Genomic DNA, 18222 nt, shown 5'->3' with positions numbered 1-18222 from the left:
TTACCATTGGCGTGGATGACCGCAACGCTCGCCGCCTTCCCGATCACCCCGCTGCTGCCGGACATCCGCGCCTCGCTCGCCGCGCATCCGCGGCTGGTGCTGGAGGCGCCGCCCGGTGCCGGCAAGACCACCCAGGTACCGCTGGCCCTGCTCGACGCGCCGTGGCTGGAAGGGCGGAAGATCCTGATGCTGGAACCGCGCCGCATCGCCGCGCGCGCCGCCGCGCAGTTCATGGCGCAGCAGCTCGGTGAGGCGGTGGGGCAGACGGCCGGCTACTCGATCCGCTTCGAGTCGCGCACCAGCGCGGCGACGCGGATCGAGGTGGTCACCGAGGGCATCCTGACCCGGCTGATCCAGGACGATCCGGAGCTGGCCGGCATCGGCGCGGTCCTGTTCGACGAATTCCACGAGCGCCATCTCGCCGGCGACCTCGGCGCCGCGCTGGCGCTGGACGTGCACGGTACGCTGCGGCCGGACCTGCGCCTGGTGGTCATGTCGGCCACGCTGGACGGCGAACGCATCGCGCAGTGGCTCGACGCGCCGCGGATCAGCAGCCCGGGTCGCAGTTTCCCGGTGCGCGTCGAGCACCCGCCGGCGCGGACGCAGGAAACGCTGGAGCAGCACCTGGCGCGTACGGTGCGGCAGGCGCTGGCGGAGAACGACGGCGACGTGCTGGTGTTTCTGCCCGGACGACGCGAGATCGGCCGCGCGCAGACCGTGCTGGGTCACACGCTGGATGAGTCGGTGGAGCTGGTGCCGCTGCACGGCGAGCTGTCGCTGGCCGAGCAGCAGCTCGCGCTAGGCGCGGCCGAGCCGGGCATCCGGCGGGTGGTGCTGGCGACCAACGTGGCCGAGTCCAGCGTGACCCTGCCGGGCATCCGCGCCGTGGTCGACAGCGGGCTGGCGCGGGAGCCGCGCTTCGATCCGAACTCCGGCTTCACCCGGCTGGAGACCGTGGCGATCTCGCAGGCCTCGGCCGACCAGCGCACCGGCCGCGCGGGCCGCGTCGCCGAAGGCACGGCGTATCGCCTGTGGCCCCAGAGCAAGCGGCTGGAGTCCTCGCGTACCGCCGAGATCGCCCAGGCCGAGCTGTCCGCGCTGGCGCTGGAGCTGGCGGCCTGGGGCATCACCGCCGGCAGCGGCAGCGACCTGCCCTGGCTCGACCCGCCACCGCCTGGCGCCCTGGCGCAGGGACGCGAACTGCTCACGGCACTGGGCGCAATGGATGCCGACGGACGCATCACCGCGCTGGGTCGCCGGATGCTCGAACTCGGTGCCACGCCGCGGCTGGCCGCTGCCGCCCTGCGCGCACCGGAGGAACGCCGCGCCCTGGTTGCCGACCTGCTGGCCCTCGCCGAGGCACGCTCGCCGCTGCGCGGCGAGCAGGCGCGCACCGACGACTTCCGTGTGCGCGTCGGCGCCCTGCACATGTGGCGCGATCGCCGTGGCGGCGGCAGCCACGCCGGTGCCGATGCCGGTGCGCTGGCGGCGATCGAGCAGGCCGCCAAGGGCTGGCGCCGCCGGCTGGACCTGCGTACCGCGGCCAGCGGGGTGCCGGACAGCCATGCCGTCGGCGACCTGCTGGTGCACGCGTATCCCGACCGCATCGCCTACCGCGATGCCGGCAATCCGCTGCGCTACACCCTGGCCAACGGCCGTGGCGTGCGCCTGCACGAGCAGACCGCGCTGCTCGGTGAGCCCTGGCTGGTGGTGCTGGACCTGCGTCATGAGGCGCGCGACAGTCTGGTGCTGGCCGCTGCGCCGCTGGACCCGCGCACGCTGGAAGCCGAGTTTCCCGCGGCCTTCGCGCGCGAGCGCGTGCTGCGCTGGAACGAGGCGCGTGGCGCGGTGGAGGCGTTCGAGGAATACCGCTTCGGCGCCATCGTGATCGAGCGGCGCAGCGTTCCGGTGCAGCCGGCCGACGCGCTGCCGGCGCTGCTCGCCGCCGTGCGCAGCCGCGGACTGGATGTCCTGCCGTGGAGCGACGCGGCCCGCCGGCTGCGCCTGCGCATCCAGGCGCTGCGCGGCTGGATGCCGGAGCTGGATCTGCCCGACGTCGCCGATGCGCATCTGCTGGCGACGCTGGAGGACTGGCTCGCACCCTATCTGGCGGGCAAGCGCGGCCTCGATGCGCTGGGCCCCGAGGACCTCTCGCAGGCGCTGTCGGCGATGCTCGACTACGCCCAGCGCCAGCAGCTCGATGCGCAGGCGCCGGACCAGTGGCTGGCGCCCAGCGGCCAGCATCGCCGGCTCGAGTACGCGCCCGACGAACCGCCGGTGCTGGCGGTGAAACTGCAGGAGCTGTTCGGCCTGGCCGACACGCCGCGGGTGGGCGGCGGCCGCGTGCCGGTGACCCTGCACCTGCTGTCGCCGGCCGGCCGGCCGATCCAGATGACGCAGGACCTGAGGGGCTTCTGGGAGCGCACCTACCCCGAGGTGAAGAAGGAGCTGAAGGGGCGCTACCCGCGCCATCCCTGGCCGGACGATCCGTGGACCGCCACACCCACCCACCGGGCCAAGCCGCGCGGCACCTGAGCGCGCCGCGCGACCCGGGGGTCAGGCATTCCTGCGGCGGAACAGCTTGCGGAAGAGGCCTGCGATGGCGGCAAAGACCACGATGACGAATTTCTTCATCGCCAGCAGCAGCACACCGAGCTTGGCGAACAGGCCCGCCTTGGCGGCGATGCCGCCGGCGACCAGCGCGCCGATGCCGTAGGCGGCCAGCTTGTCGGTGCGCGAGTCGTAGTCGGTGTAGCGCTGGCCGGCATCGAAGTCGGTCATGTCCAGCACCTCGGGCATGTCCGCCCGCACCTGCGCCAGCTCGCCGATCGGCGCCACCGCATTGAGCGACAGGTAGCCTTCGCGGCCGAGCACGCGGATGTCGTAGTTGAGCGAGTGACCGCTGTGGCCATCGTGGTGAAACACCAGGTCGCGCGCCCAGTACAGCTTGTGGCTGGACGCGTCGTAGTGCGGCGGCTCGGCCCAGCCGGCCAGCTCGATCTCCGGGTAGCCCTGTTTGCGCCGTTCGGCGTTCTCGTCGAGGGTCGATGCCTTCATCTTCGACAGCATGTCGTCGTAGTCGATCGAGGACGCGTCGGCGTCGGACACGTAGCCGTCGTCGACGTAGGTCACCACCACCGCCCACTGCTTCGGGTCGAGCAGGCCGTGCGGGTCGGCATCGGGCAGGATCATGCCGAGCACATCCTTGTCCGGCGGGTTGTCCCACAGCTGGGTCAGTACGCGCTGTGCGTCCTGTGCGCCGAGGAAGGCGTAGCCCGGCTTCAGTGCCAGGTGGGCGTGCGCCGGGGCGATCGCCACGTCGCCGGTGGCCGGGTGCAGGGAGGCGAGGAACTGCTCGGTGCGGGCGTCATCGGCATCCTCCGCCCGGATCGGCGAGGCGTGGGTGGCGCAGAGCAGGACAAGGGCGGGCAGCACGAGTCGTGCCGGCGCGCCGAAGCGGTAGGTCATCGGGAAATCCCCCTGGTGTCGGTCCATCGAGAAGACGCCTGGTGGCAGGCGCCGTCCGGGGACGCCCCCTGCGCCCCGTCCGGTTTTTTAGCAGTCGCCGCACCTTACCGCCAGCGCCGGGCTTTTTCGTACTGCGGCGGGACGCCGGATGTGCTCAGATAGCGCGGTTGCCCGACGGCGATAGGGACTTCCGCTTGAGCTCTGCCCCCGTTCCTCGTCCCGATCCGGACATTTCCCCGCAGACGCCCGTGGTGCGCCCACCGCGGGGAGGCCTGGCCTGGGTGTGGGTGCTGGCGACGCTGCTGGCGGGGGTGCTGTTGACCCTGGTGCTCCATCACCAGCAGCAGGCGCGGCAGCGGGCGGCGGTGCGGGTCGCCCTGGACGAGCTGGCGGACAAGAGCTTCACCGCCCTGCAGGCGCGCCTGGTGACCTCCGAGTTGCTGATCCGTTCGGTGCAGACGCTGTACATCGCGTCCGACCAGGTGACTGCAGACGATTTCCAGCACTTCTACGCCAATCTGCGGCCTCGCAACCTGTTCCCGAGCCTGGTCGCGCTGGCCTACGCGCAGCACGAGACGGGGCCATCCGGCTCGCGCTACGTCACCCGCCAGGTCGCGCCGCTGGAAGGCAACGAGCGCTTGCTGGGTCTGGACGTCACCTCGCAGACGCCGAACATGTCCGCCCTGGTCGCCGCCCAGGAGAGCGGCCAGCCGGCCCTTTCCGCGCCGTTCGATCTGGTCCAGCGCGAGCCGGATGGTCGTCCGATCCGCGGCATCACCATGCGCCTGCCGGTCTACAGCGAGGGACCGCCCCCGGCGACACCGGGCGAGCGGCTGGCGCGGCTGGAGGGATCGATCGCCGCGTCCTTCCGGGTTTCCCAGCTGATCGGCGGCGCGTTCACCCCAGAGGCGCTGCACAAGATGCACGTCCGGGTCTTCGACCTCGCCCAGCCCGGACAGGCCATGTTCGATTCCGATGCGGCGGCTACCGTGGGCAGCGAGGGCGACTTCCGGCGCGACCTGCATTACGGCGGCCGGGTGTGGCAGGTGCGCATGGATTATCCGTTGCTGCCGGAGCGATGGAGCTGGAGCGGGACCTTGCTGCCCGCCGGCCTGCTGATCAGTCTGCTGCTCGCGTTGCTGGTCTGGTCGGTGGCGGGTACGCAGCGCCGGGCGATGGAGCTGGGCTGGCGGATGAGTCGTCGCTATCGCGAAAGCGAAGAGCGTTTCCGCGCGCTCAACGAGCTGTTGCCCGCGCTGGTGCTGCTGGCCGACGCGAACGAGGGACGGGTGACCTATGCCAACCGCGCCGCCCGCGATCGGCTGGGCGATCCGCTGGGTCACGCGCTGCCTGCGTTGTTCGAGGATGCCGCCGTGCGCGGGCGGCTCGCCGATCCGCAGGGCGGGGCGGTCGAGCAGCTCGAAGCGGTGTTGCGCAACGGACAGCGGCAGCGTTTCTGGGCCAGCGTATCGATCGCCCATGTCGAGCTCGATGGCGTGCCCAAGCTGCTGATGATCGCCTCGGACGTCACCGAACAGCGCCTGCTGAACGACCGGCTGATGCACCAGGCCAGCCACGATGCGCTGACCGAGTTGTACAACCGGCGCGAGTTCGAGCGTCACCTGGGCGAGGCGATGGCGGCGATCGCCGCCGGTGCCCCGGCGGCGGCACTGCTGTACATCGACCTGGATCAGTTCAAGCTGATCAACGACACCTCCGGCCACATGGCGGGCGACCAACTGCTGGCGCAGCTGGCGATGACCATGCACGAGCAGCTGGGCGCGCACGACGTGCTGGCCCGGCTGGGCGGCGACGAGTTCGGCGTGCTGCTGCCGCGCGTCGGCAACCTGAAAGCCGCCGAAGCGCTGGCCGAGCGGTTGCGGCGACGCATCGACGGCTACGTGTTCATGTGGGAGCAGCGCAGCTACTCGGTCAGCGCCAGCGTCGGCGGCGTCATGCTCGACAAGCCCGGCATGCACCTGCACGAATTGTTCGCCCAGGCCGATACCGCCTGCTACATGGCCAAGGAGGCCGGCCGCAATCGGGTGCACTTCTATTCCGAGCACGACGACGAGACGGCTCGCCGGCGCAGCGAGATGGAGTGGGCCAACCGACTGCGCTGGGCGGCGGACGAGGGTCGGCTGCTGCTTTATTACCAGGAGCTGCTGCCGCTGGTGCCGCAGCCCGGCGAGGGCGTGCGGATCGAGCTGCTGCTGCGCTTCCGCGACGAGGAGGGGCGGCTGGTGGTGCCCGGTGCGTTCATTCCCGCGGCCGAGCGCTATGGCCTGATGCCGACGATCGACCGCTGGGTGATCGAGACCGCGCTGGCCCATTTCGACCAGTTGCATCCGGCCGGCGCCTCGCTGCAGCTGGCCACGATCAATCTCTCCGGCGCCAGCGTCGAGGACGACGCGCTGGCCGATCGCATCATCGAGCTGCTCGGCCAGCACCGGGTGGATCCGTCACGGGTCTGCTTCGAGGTGACCGAGACGGTGGCGGTACGCCACCTCTCGCAGGTCGCCCGGTTCATGCAGCGGCTGCGCGCGGTGGGCTGCAAGGTGGCGCTGGACGACTTCGGCGCCGGCATGTCCTCGTTCGGCTACCTGAAGAACCTGCCGGTGGACATCATCAAGATCGACGGCAGCTTCATCCGCGACATGCTGGAGGACCCGGTGAGCCACGCGATGGTGCGCGCGGCCACCGACATCGGCCACCGCATCGGCCTGCTGGTGGTGGCCGAGTGGGTCACCAGCGACGCGCTGATGCAGGCGCTGCGCGAACTGGGCGTGGACCTGGCCCAGGGCTTCTCGCTGCACCGGCCGGAGCCGGTGCCGTTTCAGCGCGACTGAGCGCGGCGTCTACTTCGCCGGCGCCTCGGGTGCCTGCCGCTCGAAGCTTCCGGCCGCGCCGGGGAACACCACCGGGCTCTCGTAGCCATCGGCCGAGACCGAGGACACGCCGAAGAACCAGTCGTCGATCACCACGTCCTTGATCACCGCCTGGTCGACGTCGCCGACCGCGCGCGCATACTCCCAGCGCGGCGCCGTGGTGTCGCGCCAGTGCACGCGGTAGCCGGCGGCGCCGGGCACCTTGTGCCAGCTCACGGTGGTGTCGGTGGCCAGGGCCCCCTCGGTCTTCACGTCGGTCGGCGGGGCCGGCGCGTTGGCCATCGCGGCCATCGTCACCGTGTTGAGCGCGGTGACCCGGGCCAGGTAGCGGAAGTCGATGCCATCGATCGTGTCGCCGTAGTGGACTCCATGCTCGGTGCGCAGGTCCTGGTGCTGCCGGGTGTAGTCCTCGTGTGCCTCGCTGACGCGGATCGCCGGGTAGCCGGCCTTGAGGAACTCCACCTGGTCGCCCCCGCGGCCGTAGCGGTCGGTGCGGTAGATCATCTTCACGCGGAAGTCGGGCAGGTACTGGTCGGCGATCGAGGCCATGTAGCGGGCCACGTTGCGCGAGGGCGAGTCCACCTCGCCGCCGAAATAGTTGCGGATGCGCGCCTGCCTCGCCGTCTCGGTGCTGCGCGTGCCTTCGCTGAAGACGCGCACCGTAGTGTTGTCGCGCACGCCGTTCTGGCCGCGGCTGTTGCCGACGATGTCGTTGTTGAGGTCGGCTTCCACCTTCCAGCCGTGGGCCACGGCGTAGTCGGCCAGCACCTTGCCGCCGTACAGGCCCTGCTCTTCGCCGGACAGCGCAGCGAACACCAGGGTGGCGCGGTTGTCCTGCTTCGACAGCAGCCGCGCCGCTTCCATCAGCGCCGCAACGCCGGAGGCGTCGTCGTTGGCGCCGGGGGCGTCGCTGGTCGCATTCATGATGTCGGTGACGCGCGAGTCGAGGTGGCCGCTCATCACGATCACCCGGTCCGGATCGCTGCTGCCGCGCTTGATTGCCACCACGTCCATCACTTCGGCGGGTTTCGGAATCCGCTCGCCGGTGAACACCTGCGAGGGCGTGACCACCTCCAGGCAGCCGCCGCAGTCGCGCGAGATCGCCTCGAACTGCGCCTTGACCCAGCGCCGCGCCGCACCGATGCCGCGCTTGTCCGACCGGGTGTCGGACAGCGTGTGGCGGGTGCCGAAACCCACCAGGTGAGCGATGGTGTCGTGCAGGCGTGCCTCGCTGGGGGCGCTGGCCAGCGCGTGCAGGCTGGCCTGCTCGCGTGGCTGGGCGTCGTTCTGCGCGGCGAGCGGCATGCTTGCGGCGAGCAGCAGAGCCGCAGCGAGGGACAGCGGGCGGAGTCGGGTCATCGGATCACCTCGTGGAAACGGTCGCGTCGTGCAACGCCCGAGTATGCGCAGCGCACCGCGACTGCACCAGTCGACCTTCGGCATGCGACCATCCGCGGCATGACCGATGCTTCTTCTTCGCGCGTCGCCGTGGTCGGCGGCGGGCCGGCCGGACTGATGGCCGCCGAACAGCTGTGCCAGGCCGGCGTGGCGGTGGACCTCTACGACGCCATGGGCTCGGTGGGGCGCAAGTTCCTGCTGGCTGGCAAGGGCGGACTCAATCTCACCCACGGCGAGGGTTTCGCCGATTTCGTCGGTCGTTACGGCGCGAGCGCGACGCGGGTCGGCGCATGGTTGCGCGAGTTCGATGCGGAGGCGTTGCGCGACTGGGCGCGCGGGTTGGGCGTGGAGACCTTCGTCGGCAGCTCGGGCCGGGTGTTTCCGTCGGACCTGAAGGCCGCGCCGCTGCTGCGTCGCTGGGTGCGCCGGCTGCATGCCGATGGCGTGCGCTTCCACATGCATCACCGCTGGCTGGGGTGGCGCGACGATGGCGCACTGCGTTTCGCCACCCCCGACGGCGAGCGCGCCGTGGAAGCGGCCGCCACCGTGCTGGCACTGGGCGGCGGCAGCTGGCCGCAGCTCGGCTCCGACGGCGCGTGGATGGGCGTGCTGGCCGCGGCCGGCGTAACCACCACGCCGCTGGAAGCGGCGAACTGCGGCTTCGAGTGCGCCTGGAGCGAGCATCTCGCCAGTCGCTTTGGCGGTGCGCCGCTGAAGGCCGTGGTGGCGCATTGGCAGGACGCGGACGGCACGCCACGGCAGCGCCAGGGCGAGTGCGTGATCAGCGGTTATGGCCTGGAGGGCAGCCTGCTCTATGCGATCGGTCCGGCGTTGCGCCGGCAGATCCGCGAGCGCGGCGAGGCGGTCCTGCAGCTCGACCTGGCGCCCGGCTACAGCGTCGACGTGCTTGCCGCCCGGCTTGCCGCGCCGCGCGGCAAGCACAGCCTGGGCGACTGGCTCCGTCGTCGCGCGGGGCTGGACGCCGCGAAGTGTGCGCTGGTGTTCGAGGTGGCCGACAAGACGGTGCTGGCCGACACCGGGCGTCTGGCCGCGCTGGTCAAGGCGCTGCCGTTGTCGCTCACTGCACCGCGTCCGGTGGCCGAGGCGATCAGCACCGCCGGCGGCGTGGCGCTCGACGGGCTGGACGACAGCCTGATGCTGACCGATCGACCGGGCGTGTTCTGCGCGGGCGAGATGCTGGACTGGGAGGCGCCGACCGGCGGGTATCTGCTGACCGCCTGCTTCGCCAGTGGCCGACGGGCGGGACTGGGCGCCGTGGCCTGGTTGAAGTCCGCGTCCGCCGCGGGAGAAGGGTGAATACGTTTACTCCTGCGATGCAGCATCGATCGCGCTGGTAGCGCCGGAATTTCGGCGCTACGCTGGGGTGTGGGGGAAAATGGACACAGGGCATCGCACCGCTGCCGACCGTACGGGCCAGGCCGCAACGAAGGCGACGCCATAACTGGCGAGGAGATTGCAGCTCATGAAGATTCGTTCCCTTTCCATGGTGATCGCCCTGACGGCGGTCGCCAGCGGCGCGATGGCCGGCGAGGTCATCCACGTGGCGTCGAGGCAGGCTCCGGTCAATCGCGTGCACGAGGCGCTGGGCATCCGCGATACCGGCAACTTCGCGGACGTGGTCGACATGCGCGGCATGCAGGCATCGGCGCGGATGCCCGCCTGCAGCAACTGCCACTGAGCGCATCGTCCCGCGGCCGAAACGTCGTCCGCAGGACATCAGGATCGAACGGCCCGCCTTGCGCGGGCCGTTCTTCATCGGAGCTCGGTCAACAATCGTGTGCTGGCGGGCCCGGTGCCCGCGCCGCCTCTTCGTCAGCGGATGTGCTGGGGCTTTTTTGGGATCACCACTGCGTGCGGTTCGGCAGCAGGCCCTTCAGTTCCGCGTCGGTGAGATTGCGCCATTGCCCGGGCTTGAGATGGCCGAGCTTGATGTTGTCGATGCGCACGCGGCGCAGCTGGGTGACACGGTAGCCGAACGCCGCGGCCATCAGCCGGATCTGCCGGTTCAGGCCCTGGGTCAGCACGATGCCGAAGCCGAACCTGGCGATGCGTCGCACGCGGCAGCGCTGGGTCATCTGGCCGTGGATGCGTACACCCTTGCTCATCCCGGCGAGGAACTCGTCGGTGACCGCCTTGTTCACGGCCACCAGGTATTCCTTCTCGTGGCGGTTCTCGGCACGCAGGATCTCGTTGACGATGTCGCCGTTGCTGGTCAGCAGGATCAGCCCTTCCGAGTCCTTGTCCAGCCGGCCGACCGGAAAGATCCGCTGCGGGTGGTCGACGAAGTCGACGATGTTGCCGGCCACGCTCTGGTCGGTGGTGCAGGTGATGCCGACCGGCTTGTTCAGCGCGATATAGACGGCCTTCTTGGCCGACGGCGTGGCCGCGAGGATGCGCGCCTTGACCAGCTCGCCGTCCACGCGCACCTCGTCGCCCTCCAGCGCCTTGGCGCCGGTGGTCACGACCTCGCCGTTGATCGTCACCCGTCCGGCGAGCAGCAGCTCGTCCGCCTCGCGGCGCGAGCACAGGCCGGCTTCGCTGATGTATTTGTTGACGCGCATAGGGCGGGGAGTGAGTGAAGAGGAGTGAGGAGTGAGAGAAAGCGGGGCGGTTGAGGGTCAGGAAGATCGATGAGCGGCGTGCCTGTCGTCCCTGCTTCGGCAGAGAAGGAGTGAGTTGCGAGCGCTGCGGGAAGCTCCGCCTCCCACTCCTCACTCCTCTTCACTCACTCCTTTGCTCTTACGACCTGAGCCCCACGCCCCGCTTGAGCAGCTGCAGGGCGATCGCCGACAGCACGGCCACGAACAGTCCCATCACCGCGAAGGCCGTGCCGATGCCGACGTCGCTGATGCCGAGCACGCCGTAGCGGAAGGCGTTGACCATGTACAGGATCGGGTTGACCCGCGAGATCGCCTGCCACGGTTCGCCGAGCATCTTGATCGAATAGAACACGCCGCCCAGGTAGGCCAGCGGGGCGATGATGAAGGTCGGTACCAGCGCGATGTCGTCGAACTTCTTCGCATAGACGGCGTTGATGAAGCCGGCCAGCGAGAAGATGGTCGAGCCCAGGATGATCGCCAGCAGGGCGACCAGCGGATGCTTCAGGTGCAGCGAGGTGAAGAACAGCGCGACCGCCAGCACCAGCGCGCCCACCGCCAGGCCGCGCACCACGGCGCCGATGACGTAGCCGAGCAGGATCACCCAGTTCGGCATCGGCGAGACCAGCATCTCTTCCACCGCACGGCTGAACTTGGCGCCGAAGAACGAGGAGGAGATGTTGCCGTAGCTGTTCTGGATGATCGACATCATCACCAGGCCGGGCGCGAGGTACTGGATGAAGGTGTAGCCGCCGTCGATGGTGCCGATGCGGCTGCCGATCAGCTTGCCGAAGATCACGAAGTACAGCGTCATCGTGATCACCGGCGGGATCAGCGTCTGCGTCCAGATGCGCATGATGCGCGCGATCTCGCGCCGCACGATCGTGTACAGCGCCACCATGTTCAGCGAATGGTTCATGCCGCCTTCTCCCGGCCGTTCTCGACGAGCCGGACGAACAGCTCCTCCAGGCGATTGGTCTTGTTGCGCATCGACTTCACCGCGATGCCGTGTTCGGTCAGCGCGGCGAACAGCGCATTGAGGTCGGAGGTGCGCGGCATCTCCGCTTCCAGCGTGTGCTCGTCGACGCGGCGCAGGGTGATGTCGTTCAGCGCGGGCAACTGGTCGGGGGCCGTGGTGACATCGAGCACGAAGGTTTCCGAGTCGAGCTTGGCCAGCAGGCGCTTCATCGAGGTGTTCTCCACGATCGTCCCGTGGTCGATGATCGCGATGTTGCGGCACAGCTGCTCGGCTTCCTCCAGGTAGTGCGTGGTGAGGATCACCGTGGTGCCTGCCGCGTTGATCCCGCTGACGAACTGCCACATCGAGCGGCGGATCTCGATGTCCACGCCGGCGGTCGGCTCGTCCAGGATCAGCAGCTTCGGCTCGTTCATCATCGCGCGGGCGATCATCAGGCGGCGCTTCATGCCGCCGGAGAGCATGCGTGCCTGGTGGTGCGCCTTGTCCCACAGGCGCAGTTCCTTCAGGTACTTCTCGGCGCGCTGCGCGGCGATCTTCCTGGGGATGCCGTAGAAGCCCGCCTCGTTCACGCAGATGTCGAAGGGCTTCTCGAACTGGTTGAAGTTGATCTCCTGCGGCACGAGGCCGATCAGCTTCATCGCCTCGTTGCGCTGCCTGTTCACCGACACGCCGAACACCTGCGCGTCGCCGCCGGTGGAATTGACCAGCGAGGAGAGGATGCCGATCAGGGTGGACTTGCCGGCGCCGTTGGGGCCGAGCAGGGCGAAGAAGTCGCCGGGCTGCACGGTCAGGCTGACGCCCTTGAGCGCCTCGACGCCGTTGCCATAGGTCTTGCGCAGGTTGTCGACGACGAGCGCCGGAACCGGGGAAGCGGTAGGTGTGGACATGGGCTGCATCGATGGGGGCAAGCCTCCTATTATAAAGGGCTTGTCCACGCCGCCCGCGTCTGCCGGGTGCACACAGCGTTTCCTGGAGCCCCATGGCCGACCACTTCACCCTCCGCCTCGTCGACAGCCGCATGCTGGCGCCCACCGTGCGCCACCTCGTGTTCGAGCGGGCCGACAGCCAGCCGCTGGCCTTCGTGCCGGGGCAGTTCCTGCAGGTCCACTTCCACTACGCCGACGGCACGGCGACCAAGCGCAGCTACTCGGTGGCCACGGTGGGCGACGGCCGCTCGCCGGTGCAGCGCATCGAGATCGCGGTGAGCTACGTGGAGGGCGGCGCGGCCACCGCGCTGCTGGGTGGGCTGACCGAGGGCGACACGATAGAGGCCAGCGGGCCGTACGGACGCTTCTGCCTGCAGGCCGGCGACGCCCATCCACGCTACCTGCTGCTGGCCACCGGCACCGGCGTGACGCCGTACCGGGCGATGCTGCCGCAGCTGGCCGAGTGGCTGGCGCCGGGCGGGCGCGAAGCGGTGCTGATCTACGGTGCCCGCAAGGAGGCCGAGCTGCTCTACGACGAGGAGTTCACCGCCTTCGCCGCAGCGCACCCGGGCTTCACCTACCTCAGTTGCCTGAGCCGCGAGCCCCGCGCCGTGCCGCGCGCGACCGACCGGATGGGCCACGTGCAGACTGCCCTGCCGGACCTTGCGTCGGCGGCCGACCGCGACATCGCCTACCTGTGCGGCAACCCCAACATGGTCGATGCCGCCTTCGCGGCGCTGAAGGAGTTCGGCCTGCCGGTGCCGCAGATCCGCCGCGAGAAGTACATCTCCTCGCGCTGACCCGCCGCGGCAAGGCGGGTGACGCCGGAAAGCCCGGCGTCGGCGCCACGGGCCGGAAAAGCGTGAAGCGCATCACGGAATCGGGCTCGTCCCCGGGATGCCCGGTCAAGTTGCTCCGGTAGTGGCCGATGACCGTTCCAAGCCCTCCCCAGAGGAGGCGCCAGGACGGGATTCATGAGGCGGATATTCACAGCAGCCGGATGTGCGTTGGCCCTTGCGATGGGGGTCACCTTCGCGCGCGCCGATGCCGGATCCATCAGCTTTTCCGGTGCCGTGGTGGAGCCCACCTGCGCGGTGGTCGCCTCCGACGGAATCGCCGGCCCGCAGGGCGCCGGCGTCGCCCAGCCCGACCTGCGCAGCTGTGGCCGCACGGCCAGCGATGCCGGCCAGACCTACACCCGCAGCGTGGTCCAGCTCGATGCGGCATCCGCCGCGCACGATCGGCTGCTCAACTACTACGCCGGCTATGCCGGCGCCGGCGCTACCGGCCATCCCGACGTACGGGTGGTCGTGCGTACATACGAGTAGCGGCCCGGCGCGGAGCGCCTACTGGTAGGACAGCGTGAACGTGGCGGTTGCCCCGAGCGTGCCCGGCCCCACGGCCGGGGCGGTCTGGAAATAGCGCGCCGAGTAATTCACCGTCATGGAGCCGTTCGGCGTGGCGCCGATCACCGCCGGATTGCCGAACTGCACGGGGTTTCCGGACGAGTTCAGCACCTGCACCCCCACGCCCGAGGTCGTTCCGCTTGACGGCGCGATCACCCCGGTCTGTCCAGCGACCGGTGTCGCCGTGGTCATGGTGATGCGGACCGTGGCGCCGCTGGAACACTGCAGTCCGATCTGGAACGGTGTGGCGCCGGTCACCGAGCCGACGCCGCTGAAGGCGCCGCTGGAGACGGTCGGCAGCGTGACGTCGATGTTCGGCGTGGACACCTGGCACGCGGGAGCGGTGAAAGTCAGCGAGTTCGCCAGCTTGACCACCGCGTCGTAGATCGAGCCGTTGCCTCCCGAGCCGGCCTGGAAGCTCACCAGCGGCCCCATCGACAGGGAGCTGCCATCGGCGATGGTGCCGGTCTTGACGATCTCCAGGGTCACCGCGTCGGCCTCGTACCACGAGCTCGAACCGTCGAGGCTGAAGTAGGGGTACGGGTAGATGTAGTTGCCGCTCTGCAGGATCCGGTAGCCGACGCCGGGCACGTTGGAGGGAAACAGGTTGGTCGTCGTGCCGGGCGTGGCGCCGACCTCGTTCACCAGTCCCCAGCCATTGCCATTGCGCCTGCAGCCGAAATAGACCGCCCGGTCGATCGGAGTCGCCGTCGAGGTAAACAGCACCTGCCCGACCGCGATGCCGGGGTCGTTGACGATGCTGCTGGGCACGGACACGGAATAGGTGCCCTGGCTGTATCCGCGATCGAACGAACAGGAGGCGTGCGCCGCCTGTGGCAGGCCGAGCAGCGAGATGGCGGCAAGCAGTGCCAGCGCACCGATGCGCTTCCAGCCGATCGGCCGGTGCCGGGTGAAGGCGCCTGCGCCGGGCTTGCCCTGTTTCATCCGTTCGCCCTCCCGGACGGCTGGTTCGTTGATGAGTCCACGCAGGTCGCCTGCTCGGTAGCGTAGACGCCGTTGCGGTCGCGCGACGGGCCCGCCGGGACGCGATAGTCGAAGCTGCAGCGATGGGACGGATCGTCCGGATCGCCCCACGCGACGCTGAGCCGCCCGCTCTTGCGGGTGACCCGCGCCATGATGCGCCCGGCCTGGCCGACCACGCCGACCACCTGGCCCTGGTCGTCCTGCACTTCGGCGCCGAACGGCAGCGCTTCCCCGCCGGGGCGCTGCGCCTGGATCAGCATGAAGCGACCGCTCTGGGTGGAGAACTTCACCATGACCACGGCGCCGGCGCGCGGGGCGACCTGGGTACTGGTGTTGGCGAGCTGCACGTCCAGCGGCAAGCCGTTCGGGTCGATGGTGATCGTATTGAGCAGGTACGGCGTGAGATACGGCACCAGCGCATAGCCATGCCGGTCCACCTGCAGCCCGGTGGTGTTGCCGACGCGTGCGCCGGCGGCATCGGAGGCCTGCACGATGGCCACGGTGTCGCCCAGCGGCTGGCCGAACGTCACGCCGCCGGGGTGCGCGACGATGCCGCCCGCTGCGCTGAACGATGCCTGCGAGTAGCCGCTGCCCTTGCCGTAGCCGGCATTGAGCAGCACGTGCGAGCCGCGGTAACCGCCGCTGAGGCTGGCCGTGGTGCCCGGGCTGCCGCCGCTGACGGTGTCGTCGTGCGTGGCGGTGACGCCGTAGTTGAAGCGGTTGTCGTCGCCGGCGTTGCCACTGAGCGTGGCCTGTTCCTGCATGCCGCCGGCGGTGTCGCGGGCGGCGCTGCTGGTGAGCACCGGCGCGTGCTCCGTGTTGCCGAGCGGCACGGTGAACGAGGCCATGAAGCGGTTGTCGTTGCGGCCGAACAGGTCGCGCTCGCGGCTTGCCGACAGGTTGTAGGTGACCCGGCCCCAGGCGTTGTTGTAGCCGAGCTGGAACTGGGTGTCGGTGCCGCCGCGGTTCCAGTAGCTGCGGACCGATCCGCTCAGGTAGAGCGAGCCACCGCGCTGGCCCAGCGACTGGGTCAGCGCGAGGCTGAAATTGTCGCGCTGGCGGTCGACGCCGTTCTGTGCCGTGAAGTCGACACCGGCCAGGGCCGCCTGCTGCGAGGGGGTCAGCAGGCCGGTCACCGGTACGCCGTTGATCGCCAGGGGGTAGCTGGAGGCGCTGCTGGCGAATACCGGCAGGCCGCGGCGGGCGTAGTCGCGGGCGCTCACCGCGTCGCCGAGCGAGAGATAGCCGCCGGTAGAGCGGCGATAGGCGGCGACGGTGAGCGTCGTGCCGGTTTCGGCGAGCGTCTTGCTGTAGCTCAGTCGCAGGCTCTGCCCGGTCATCGAGTCCATGCCGGGCAGGCGCGTGTGCGCGGCGGCGAGGTCCATGGCGAAGGCGCCGTAGCGGGTGTTCAGTGCCGTGCCGAGCAGCGCCGAGGCGTAGCCGTTCGACCCGATCACGCCGGCGTAGCCGGTCAGCAGATTGCTGAAGCCGTGCTGGATCGTTCCCTGGATCAGGGTCGGTGTGTCGAGGATGCCTTGCTGGCGCACCTGGCCGGCGACCGCGCTGAAGCGGCTCACGCCCGGGCGCAGCAACTGCGGCACCGAGGCATACGGCACCGAGAAGGTGTGGACGCGGCCGTTGGCCTCGGTGACGCTGACCTGGAGGTCGCCGCCGTAGCCGGTGGCGTAGAGGTCGTTGATGGCGAACGGGCCCGGAGCCACCGTGGTCTGGTAGATCACCATGCCGTTCTGGCGCACGGTCACCTTGGCGTTGCTGTCCGCCACGCCACGCACCGTGGGCGCATAGCCGCGCAGGGACTGCGGCAGCATGCGGTCGTCGGTGGCGAGCTGGACGCCCCGGATGCCCACGCTGTCGAAGATCTCGCCGCTGGTCCACGAGTCGCCGATGGTCAGCTGCGCGTGCAGTTCGGGCACGTCGCGCTGCGCGTAGCTGGCGATCGTCTGCCAGCGGCGGCGGGCGGGCGTGACGCCGATGGCGGACTGCCAGTTCAGCGAGGACTGGTGGCGGAAATGCCAGCGACCGAGGTTGAGGCCGGCGTCCAGGCCGAGGAAGGCGGAGGTCTGCGACACGCCCTGGCTGCTGGTGCGGTAGCTGTTGAAGTTGTAGTTGAGCAGTCCGGCCGTCACGCCGGAGTCCCAGAACTTCGGATCGACGTAGCCGCGCGCCGCCTGGCCGAGGAACGCCTGGGGCACGCTGATGTCCAGCCGCAGGTCGCCCATGTCGAAGTTCGCGCTGGCGCCCGGGATGATGTCGGCGATGTCGATGCAACCCTGTCCGCCGGCGAGGGCGGCCTGGGTCGATTTCGACAGGTCGGCCGGATGCAGGCCGAGCTGGTCGAGCAGTGCGCGGGTGAAGCAGGGCGAGGCGCTCGCGTCGGGGGACGGTGCGCTGAAGCGCACGTCGTTGCGGCCGACCGGGCGCTCGTTGAGGTAGATGTCGACACTGTAGTTGCCGGCCGGCACGAAATCGCCGCGCTCGAAGCGCGACAGGTCGGTGGTGTTCTGCCCGGCGCCGGAGAGCATGCTGCGGTCGAAGTTGGTGTCGACCGCATCGGCATCGGTGGCGGCGGCATTGGCGCCGGAACCGGCGGGTGCCCCGCCTGTTGCAGCGGCGAGGGCGTGCGGCGGCATGCCGCCGGCGAGCGCGAGCCCGATCAGCAACGACAGGGCCTGGCGCTGGACCGTCCGTCCGCGCGAGGCTGCCATCACGGCGCTCGCCCGTGCCCGGTTCACGGCGAGATGCTGCCCTTGTAGGTTGCGCCGGCCCCGAAGTCGTTGATGACCGTATAGTCGACCTGCGCAGCGGTGACGGCGCGGCCGAGCCCGGCCAGCGGCAGCCGCAGCGAGGAGCCGGGAGCGACCATGCCGGTGCCGGCATCGTAGGTGTGCCCGGCGGCGGTCAGCGAGACCTTGTTGAAGGTGATGTAGTAGGGCGAGGCGTTGCGCGCCTCGAGGGCGTAGCCCTTGGCGTCGGAAACCACCGACCAGGCGATCTGCCGGGATGCCGTGGCGAAGTCGCCCGCCAGTCCGGAGGGGCGGAAGAACAGCTTGAGCCGCGAGCGGATCGCGAACTGCAGGGTGTTCTGTTCCTCACCGGCCTTGGCCGTGGGCTTGGGCGGAATCTCCAGCACGTTCAGCCAGAACAGCGACTCGCGGTCGGTCGGCAGCGGCTGTCCGGTATAGACGATGCGCAGGCTCTGACCCTTGCCGGCGTTCATGCGCACCAGCGGCGGGGTCACCAGGAACGGCACCTTGGCCGTGTCGGGCGTGGAATTGGGGTCACCATCGTCGATCCACGCCTCGATGAGCGCGGGATGGCTGCCGTTGTTGGTGAGGCGGATCGTCACCTCGCCGGTGGCGGCGGGAAACACCACGCGGGTCCCGGCGATCACGACGCTGGCATGGGCGGAGGGTGCGCCAAGCACGAGCGCGAGCACGAGCAAGGCTGCGCCGACGGTGCAGAGCAGGCTTTTCATGGTGCGTTCCGGAGACAGGGCCGGGTACGGCAGGGGGGGGGGGGGGCCCCCCCCCCCGG

Annotated in this window: 14 protein-coding genes; 6 read left to right on the top strand and 8 right to left on the bottom strand. The window is 69.8% G+C overall.

Annotated features, from left to right (window positions below; translation table 11 throughout):
- Positions 1 to 15 precede the first annotated feature (15 nt).
- Positions 16 to 2535, top strand: coding sequence for an ATP-dependent helicase HrpB (hrpB, locus tag C693_RS0118830; protein ID WP_017463836.1), 2520 nt, complete (start codon positions 16 to 18; stop codon positions 2533 to 2535).
- 21 nt (positions 2536 to 2556) lie between these two features.
- On the opposite strand, the gene C693_RS0118825 is transcribed toward hrpB, so the two are convergent.
- On the bottom strand, positions 2557 to 3468 hold the full coding sequence (locus C693_RS0118825) for a DUF2167 domain-containing protein (RefSeq protein ID WP_017463835.1): 912 nt from the start codon (positions 3466 to 3468) through the stop codon (positions 2557 to 2559).
- Between the two features lie 281 nt (positions 3469 to 3749).
- Between C693_RS0118825 and C693_RS0118820 the strand changes: the two genes are divergently transcribed.
- A complete protein-coding gene (locus tag C693_RS0118820) occupies positions 3750 to 6317 on the top strand; it encodes an EAL domain-containing protein (RefSeq protein ID WP_017463834.1) in 2568 nt (855 codons plus the stop codon).
- 9 nt (positions 6318 to 6326) lie between these two features.
- On the opposite strand, the gene C693_RS0118815 is transcribed toward C693_RS0118820, so the two are convergent.
- Positions 6327 to 7715, bottom strand: coding sequence for a M20/M25/M40 family metallo-hydrolase (locus tag C693_RS0118815; protein ID WP_017463833.1), 1389 nt, complete (start codon positions 7713 to 7715; stop codon positions 6327 to 6329).
- A gap of 99 nt (positions 7716 to 7814) precedes the next feature.
- Here C693_RS0118815 and C693_RS0118810 point away from each other — a divergent pair, with 99 nt between their 5' ends.
- Both C693_RS0118810 and C693_RS0118805 read left to right on the top strand, forming a co-directional pair.
- Positions 7815 to 9071: a TIGR03862 family flavoprotein gene (locus C693_RS0118810; RefSeq protein ID WP_017463832.1), complete on the top strand. Its 1257-nt coding sequence runs from the start codon at positions 7815 to 7817 to the stop codon at positions 9069 to 9071.
- Between the two features lie 166 nt (positions 9072 to 9237).
- Positions 9238 to 9453 (top strand): hypothetical protein, encoded by a 216-nt coding sequence (locus C693_RS0118805; protein WP_017463831.1) that lies wholly within the window; start codon positions 9238 to 9240, stop codon positions 9451 to 9453.
- A gap of 163 nt (positions 9454 to 9616) precedes the next feature.
- Here C693_RS0118805 and C693_RS0118800 read toward each other — a convergent pair whose 3' ends face one another.
- The 3 genes from C693_RS0118800 to C693_RS0118790 all read right to left on the bottom strand — a co-directional run bounded on the left by C693_RS0118800 (position 9617) and on the right by C693_RS0118790 (position 12247).
- On the bottom strand, positions 9617 to 10336 hold the full coding sequence (locus C693_RS0118800) for a pseudouridine synthase (protein WP_017463830.1): 720 nt from the start codon (positions 10334 to 10336) through the stop codon (positions 9617 to 9619).
- 178 nt (positions 10337 to 10514) lie between these two features.
- Positions 10515 to 11291, bottom strand: a complete 777-nt coding sequence (locus C693_RS0118795) for an ABC transporter permease (protein ID WP_017463829.1) — start codon at positions 11289 to 11291, stop codon at positions 10515 to 10517.
- Positions 11288 to 12247: an ABC transporter ATP-binding protein gene (locus C693_RS0118790; protein WP_430536814.1), complete on the bottom strand. Its 960-nt coding sequence runs from the start codon at positions 12245 to 12247 to the stop codon at positions 11288 to 11290. The genes C693_RS0118795 and C693_RS0118790 overlap by 4 nt, the downstream gene beginning before the upstream one ends.
- 83 nt (positions 12248 to 12330) lie before the next feature.
- Here C693_RS0118790 and C693_RS0118785 point away from each other — a divergent pair, with 83 nt between their 5' ends.
- Together C693_RS0118785 and C693_RS0118780 are read left to right on the top strand one after the other, a co-directional pair.
- On the top strand, positions 12331 to 13077 hold the full coding sequence (locus C693_RS0118785) for a ferredoxin--NADP reductase (RefSeq protein WP_017463827.1): 747 nt from the start codon (positions 12331 to 12333) through the stop codon (positions 13075 to 13077).
- Positions 13078 to 13284: 207 nt separating this feature from the next.
- Positions 13285 to 13605, top strand: a complete 321-nt coding sequence (locus C693_RS0118780; protein WP_157798664.1) for a hypothetical protein — start codon at positions 13285 to 13287, stop codon at positions 13603 to 13605.
- 18 nt (positions 13606 to 13623) lie between these two features.
- On the opposite strand, the gene C693_RS0118775 is transcribed toward C693_RS0118780, so the two are convergent.
- Genes C693_RS0118775 through C693_RS0118765 form a run of 3 tightly spaced genes read right to left on the bottom strand, consistent with a single transcriptional unit; the run spans position 13624 to position 18163 of the window.
- Positions 13624 to 14628, bottom strand: coding sequence for a fimbrial protein (locus C693_RS0118775; protein ID WP_017463825.1), 1005 nt, complete (start codon positions 14626 to 14628; stop codon positions 13624 to 13626).
- The gene (locus tag C693_RS22200) at positions 14625 to 17393 is read right to left on the bottom strand and encodes a fimbria/pilus outer membrane usher protein (protein WP_017463824.1); all 2769 of its coding nucleotides are present in this window, start codon (positions 17391 to 17393) and stop codon (positions 14625 to 14627) included. Before C693_RS22200 ends, C693_RS0118775 begins: the two co-directional genes overlap by 4 nt.
- A 23-nt stretch (positions 17394 to 17416) precedes the next feature.
- On the bottom strand, positions 17417 to 18163 hold the full coding sequence (locus tag C693_RS0118765; RefSeq protein ID WP_017463823.1) for a fimbrial biogenesis chaperone: 747 nt from the start codon (positions 18161 to 18163) through the stop codon (positions 17417 to 17419).
- Positions 18164 to 18222 lie beyond the last annotated feature (59 nt).

Origin of the sequence: Dyella ginsengisoli LA-4 (assembly GCF_000334915.1) — a bacterium.
GTDB classification, from domain to species: domain Bacteria; phylum Pseudomonadota; class Gammaproteobacteria; order Xanthomonadales; family Rhodanobacteraceae; genus Dyella_A; species Dyella_A ginsengisoli_A.
Note: the sequence above shows the minus strand (reverse complement) of the source record. Positions and strands in the feature narration are given on the sequence as shown.

Coding starts and splice junctions, on each gene's coding strand:
- C693_RS0118795 (WP_017463829.1), bottom strand. CDS start 11,291: ATGAACCATTCGCTGAACATGGTGGCGCTGTACACGATCGTGCGGCGC.
- C693_RS0118815 (WP_017463833.1), bottom strand. CDS start 7,715: ATGACCCGACTCCGCCCGCTGTCCCTCGCTGCGGCTCTGCTGCTCGCC.
- C693_RS0118765 (WP_017463823.1), bottom strand. CDS start 18,163: ATGAAAAGCCTGCTCTGCACCGTCGGCGCAGCCTTGCTCGTGCTCGCG.
- C693_RS0118785 (WP_017463827.1), top strand. CDS start 12,331: ATGGCCGACCACTTCACCCTCCGCCTCGTCGACAGCCGCATGCTGGCG.
- C693_RS0118775 (WP_017463825.1), bottom strand. CDS start 14,628: ATGAAACAGGGCAAGCCCGGCGCAGGCGCCTTCACCCGGCACCGGCCG.
- C693_RS0118805 (WP_017463831.1), top strand. CDS start 9,238: ATGAAGATTCGTTCCCTTTCCATGGTGATCGCCCTGACGGCGGTCGCC.
- C693_RS22200 (WP_017463824.1), bottom strand. CDS start 17,393: ATGGCAGCCTCGCGCGGACGGACGGTCCAGCGCCAGGCCCTGTCGTTG.
- C693_RS0118825 (WP_017463835.1), bottom strand. CDS start 3,468: ATGACCTACCGCTTCGGCGCGCCGGCACGACTCGTGCTGCCCGCCCTT.
- C693_RS0118790 (WP_430536814.1), bottom strand. CDS start 12,247: ATGCAGCCCATGTCCACACCTACCGCTTCCCCGGTTCCGGCGCTCGTC.
- C693_RS0118810 (WP_017463832.1), top strand. CDS start 7,815: ATGACCGATGCTTCTTCTTCGCGCGTCGCCGTGGTCGGCGGCGGGCCG.
- hrpB (WP_017463836.1), top strand. CDS start 16: ATGACCGCAACGCTCGCCGCCTTCCCGATCACCCCGCTGCTGCCGGAC.
- C693_RS0118800 (WP_017463830.1), bottom strand. CDS start 10,336: ATGCGCGTCAACAAATACATCAGCGAAGCCGGCCTGTGCTCGCGCCGC.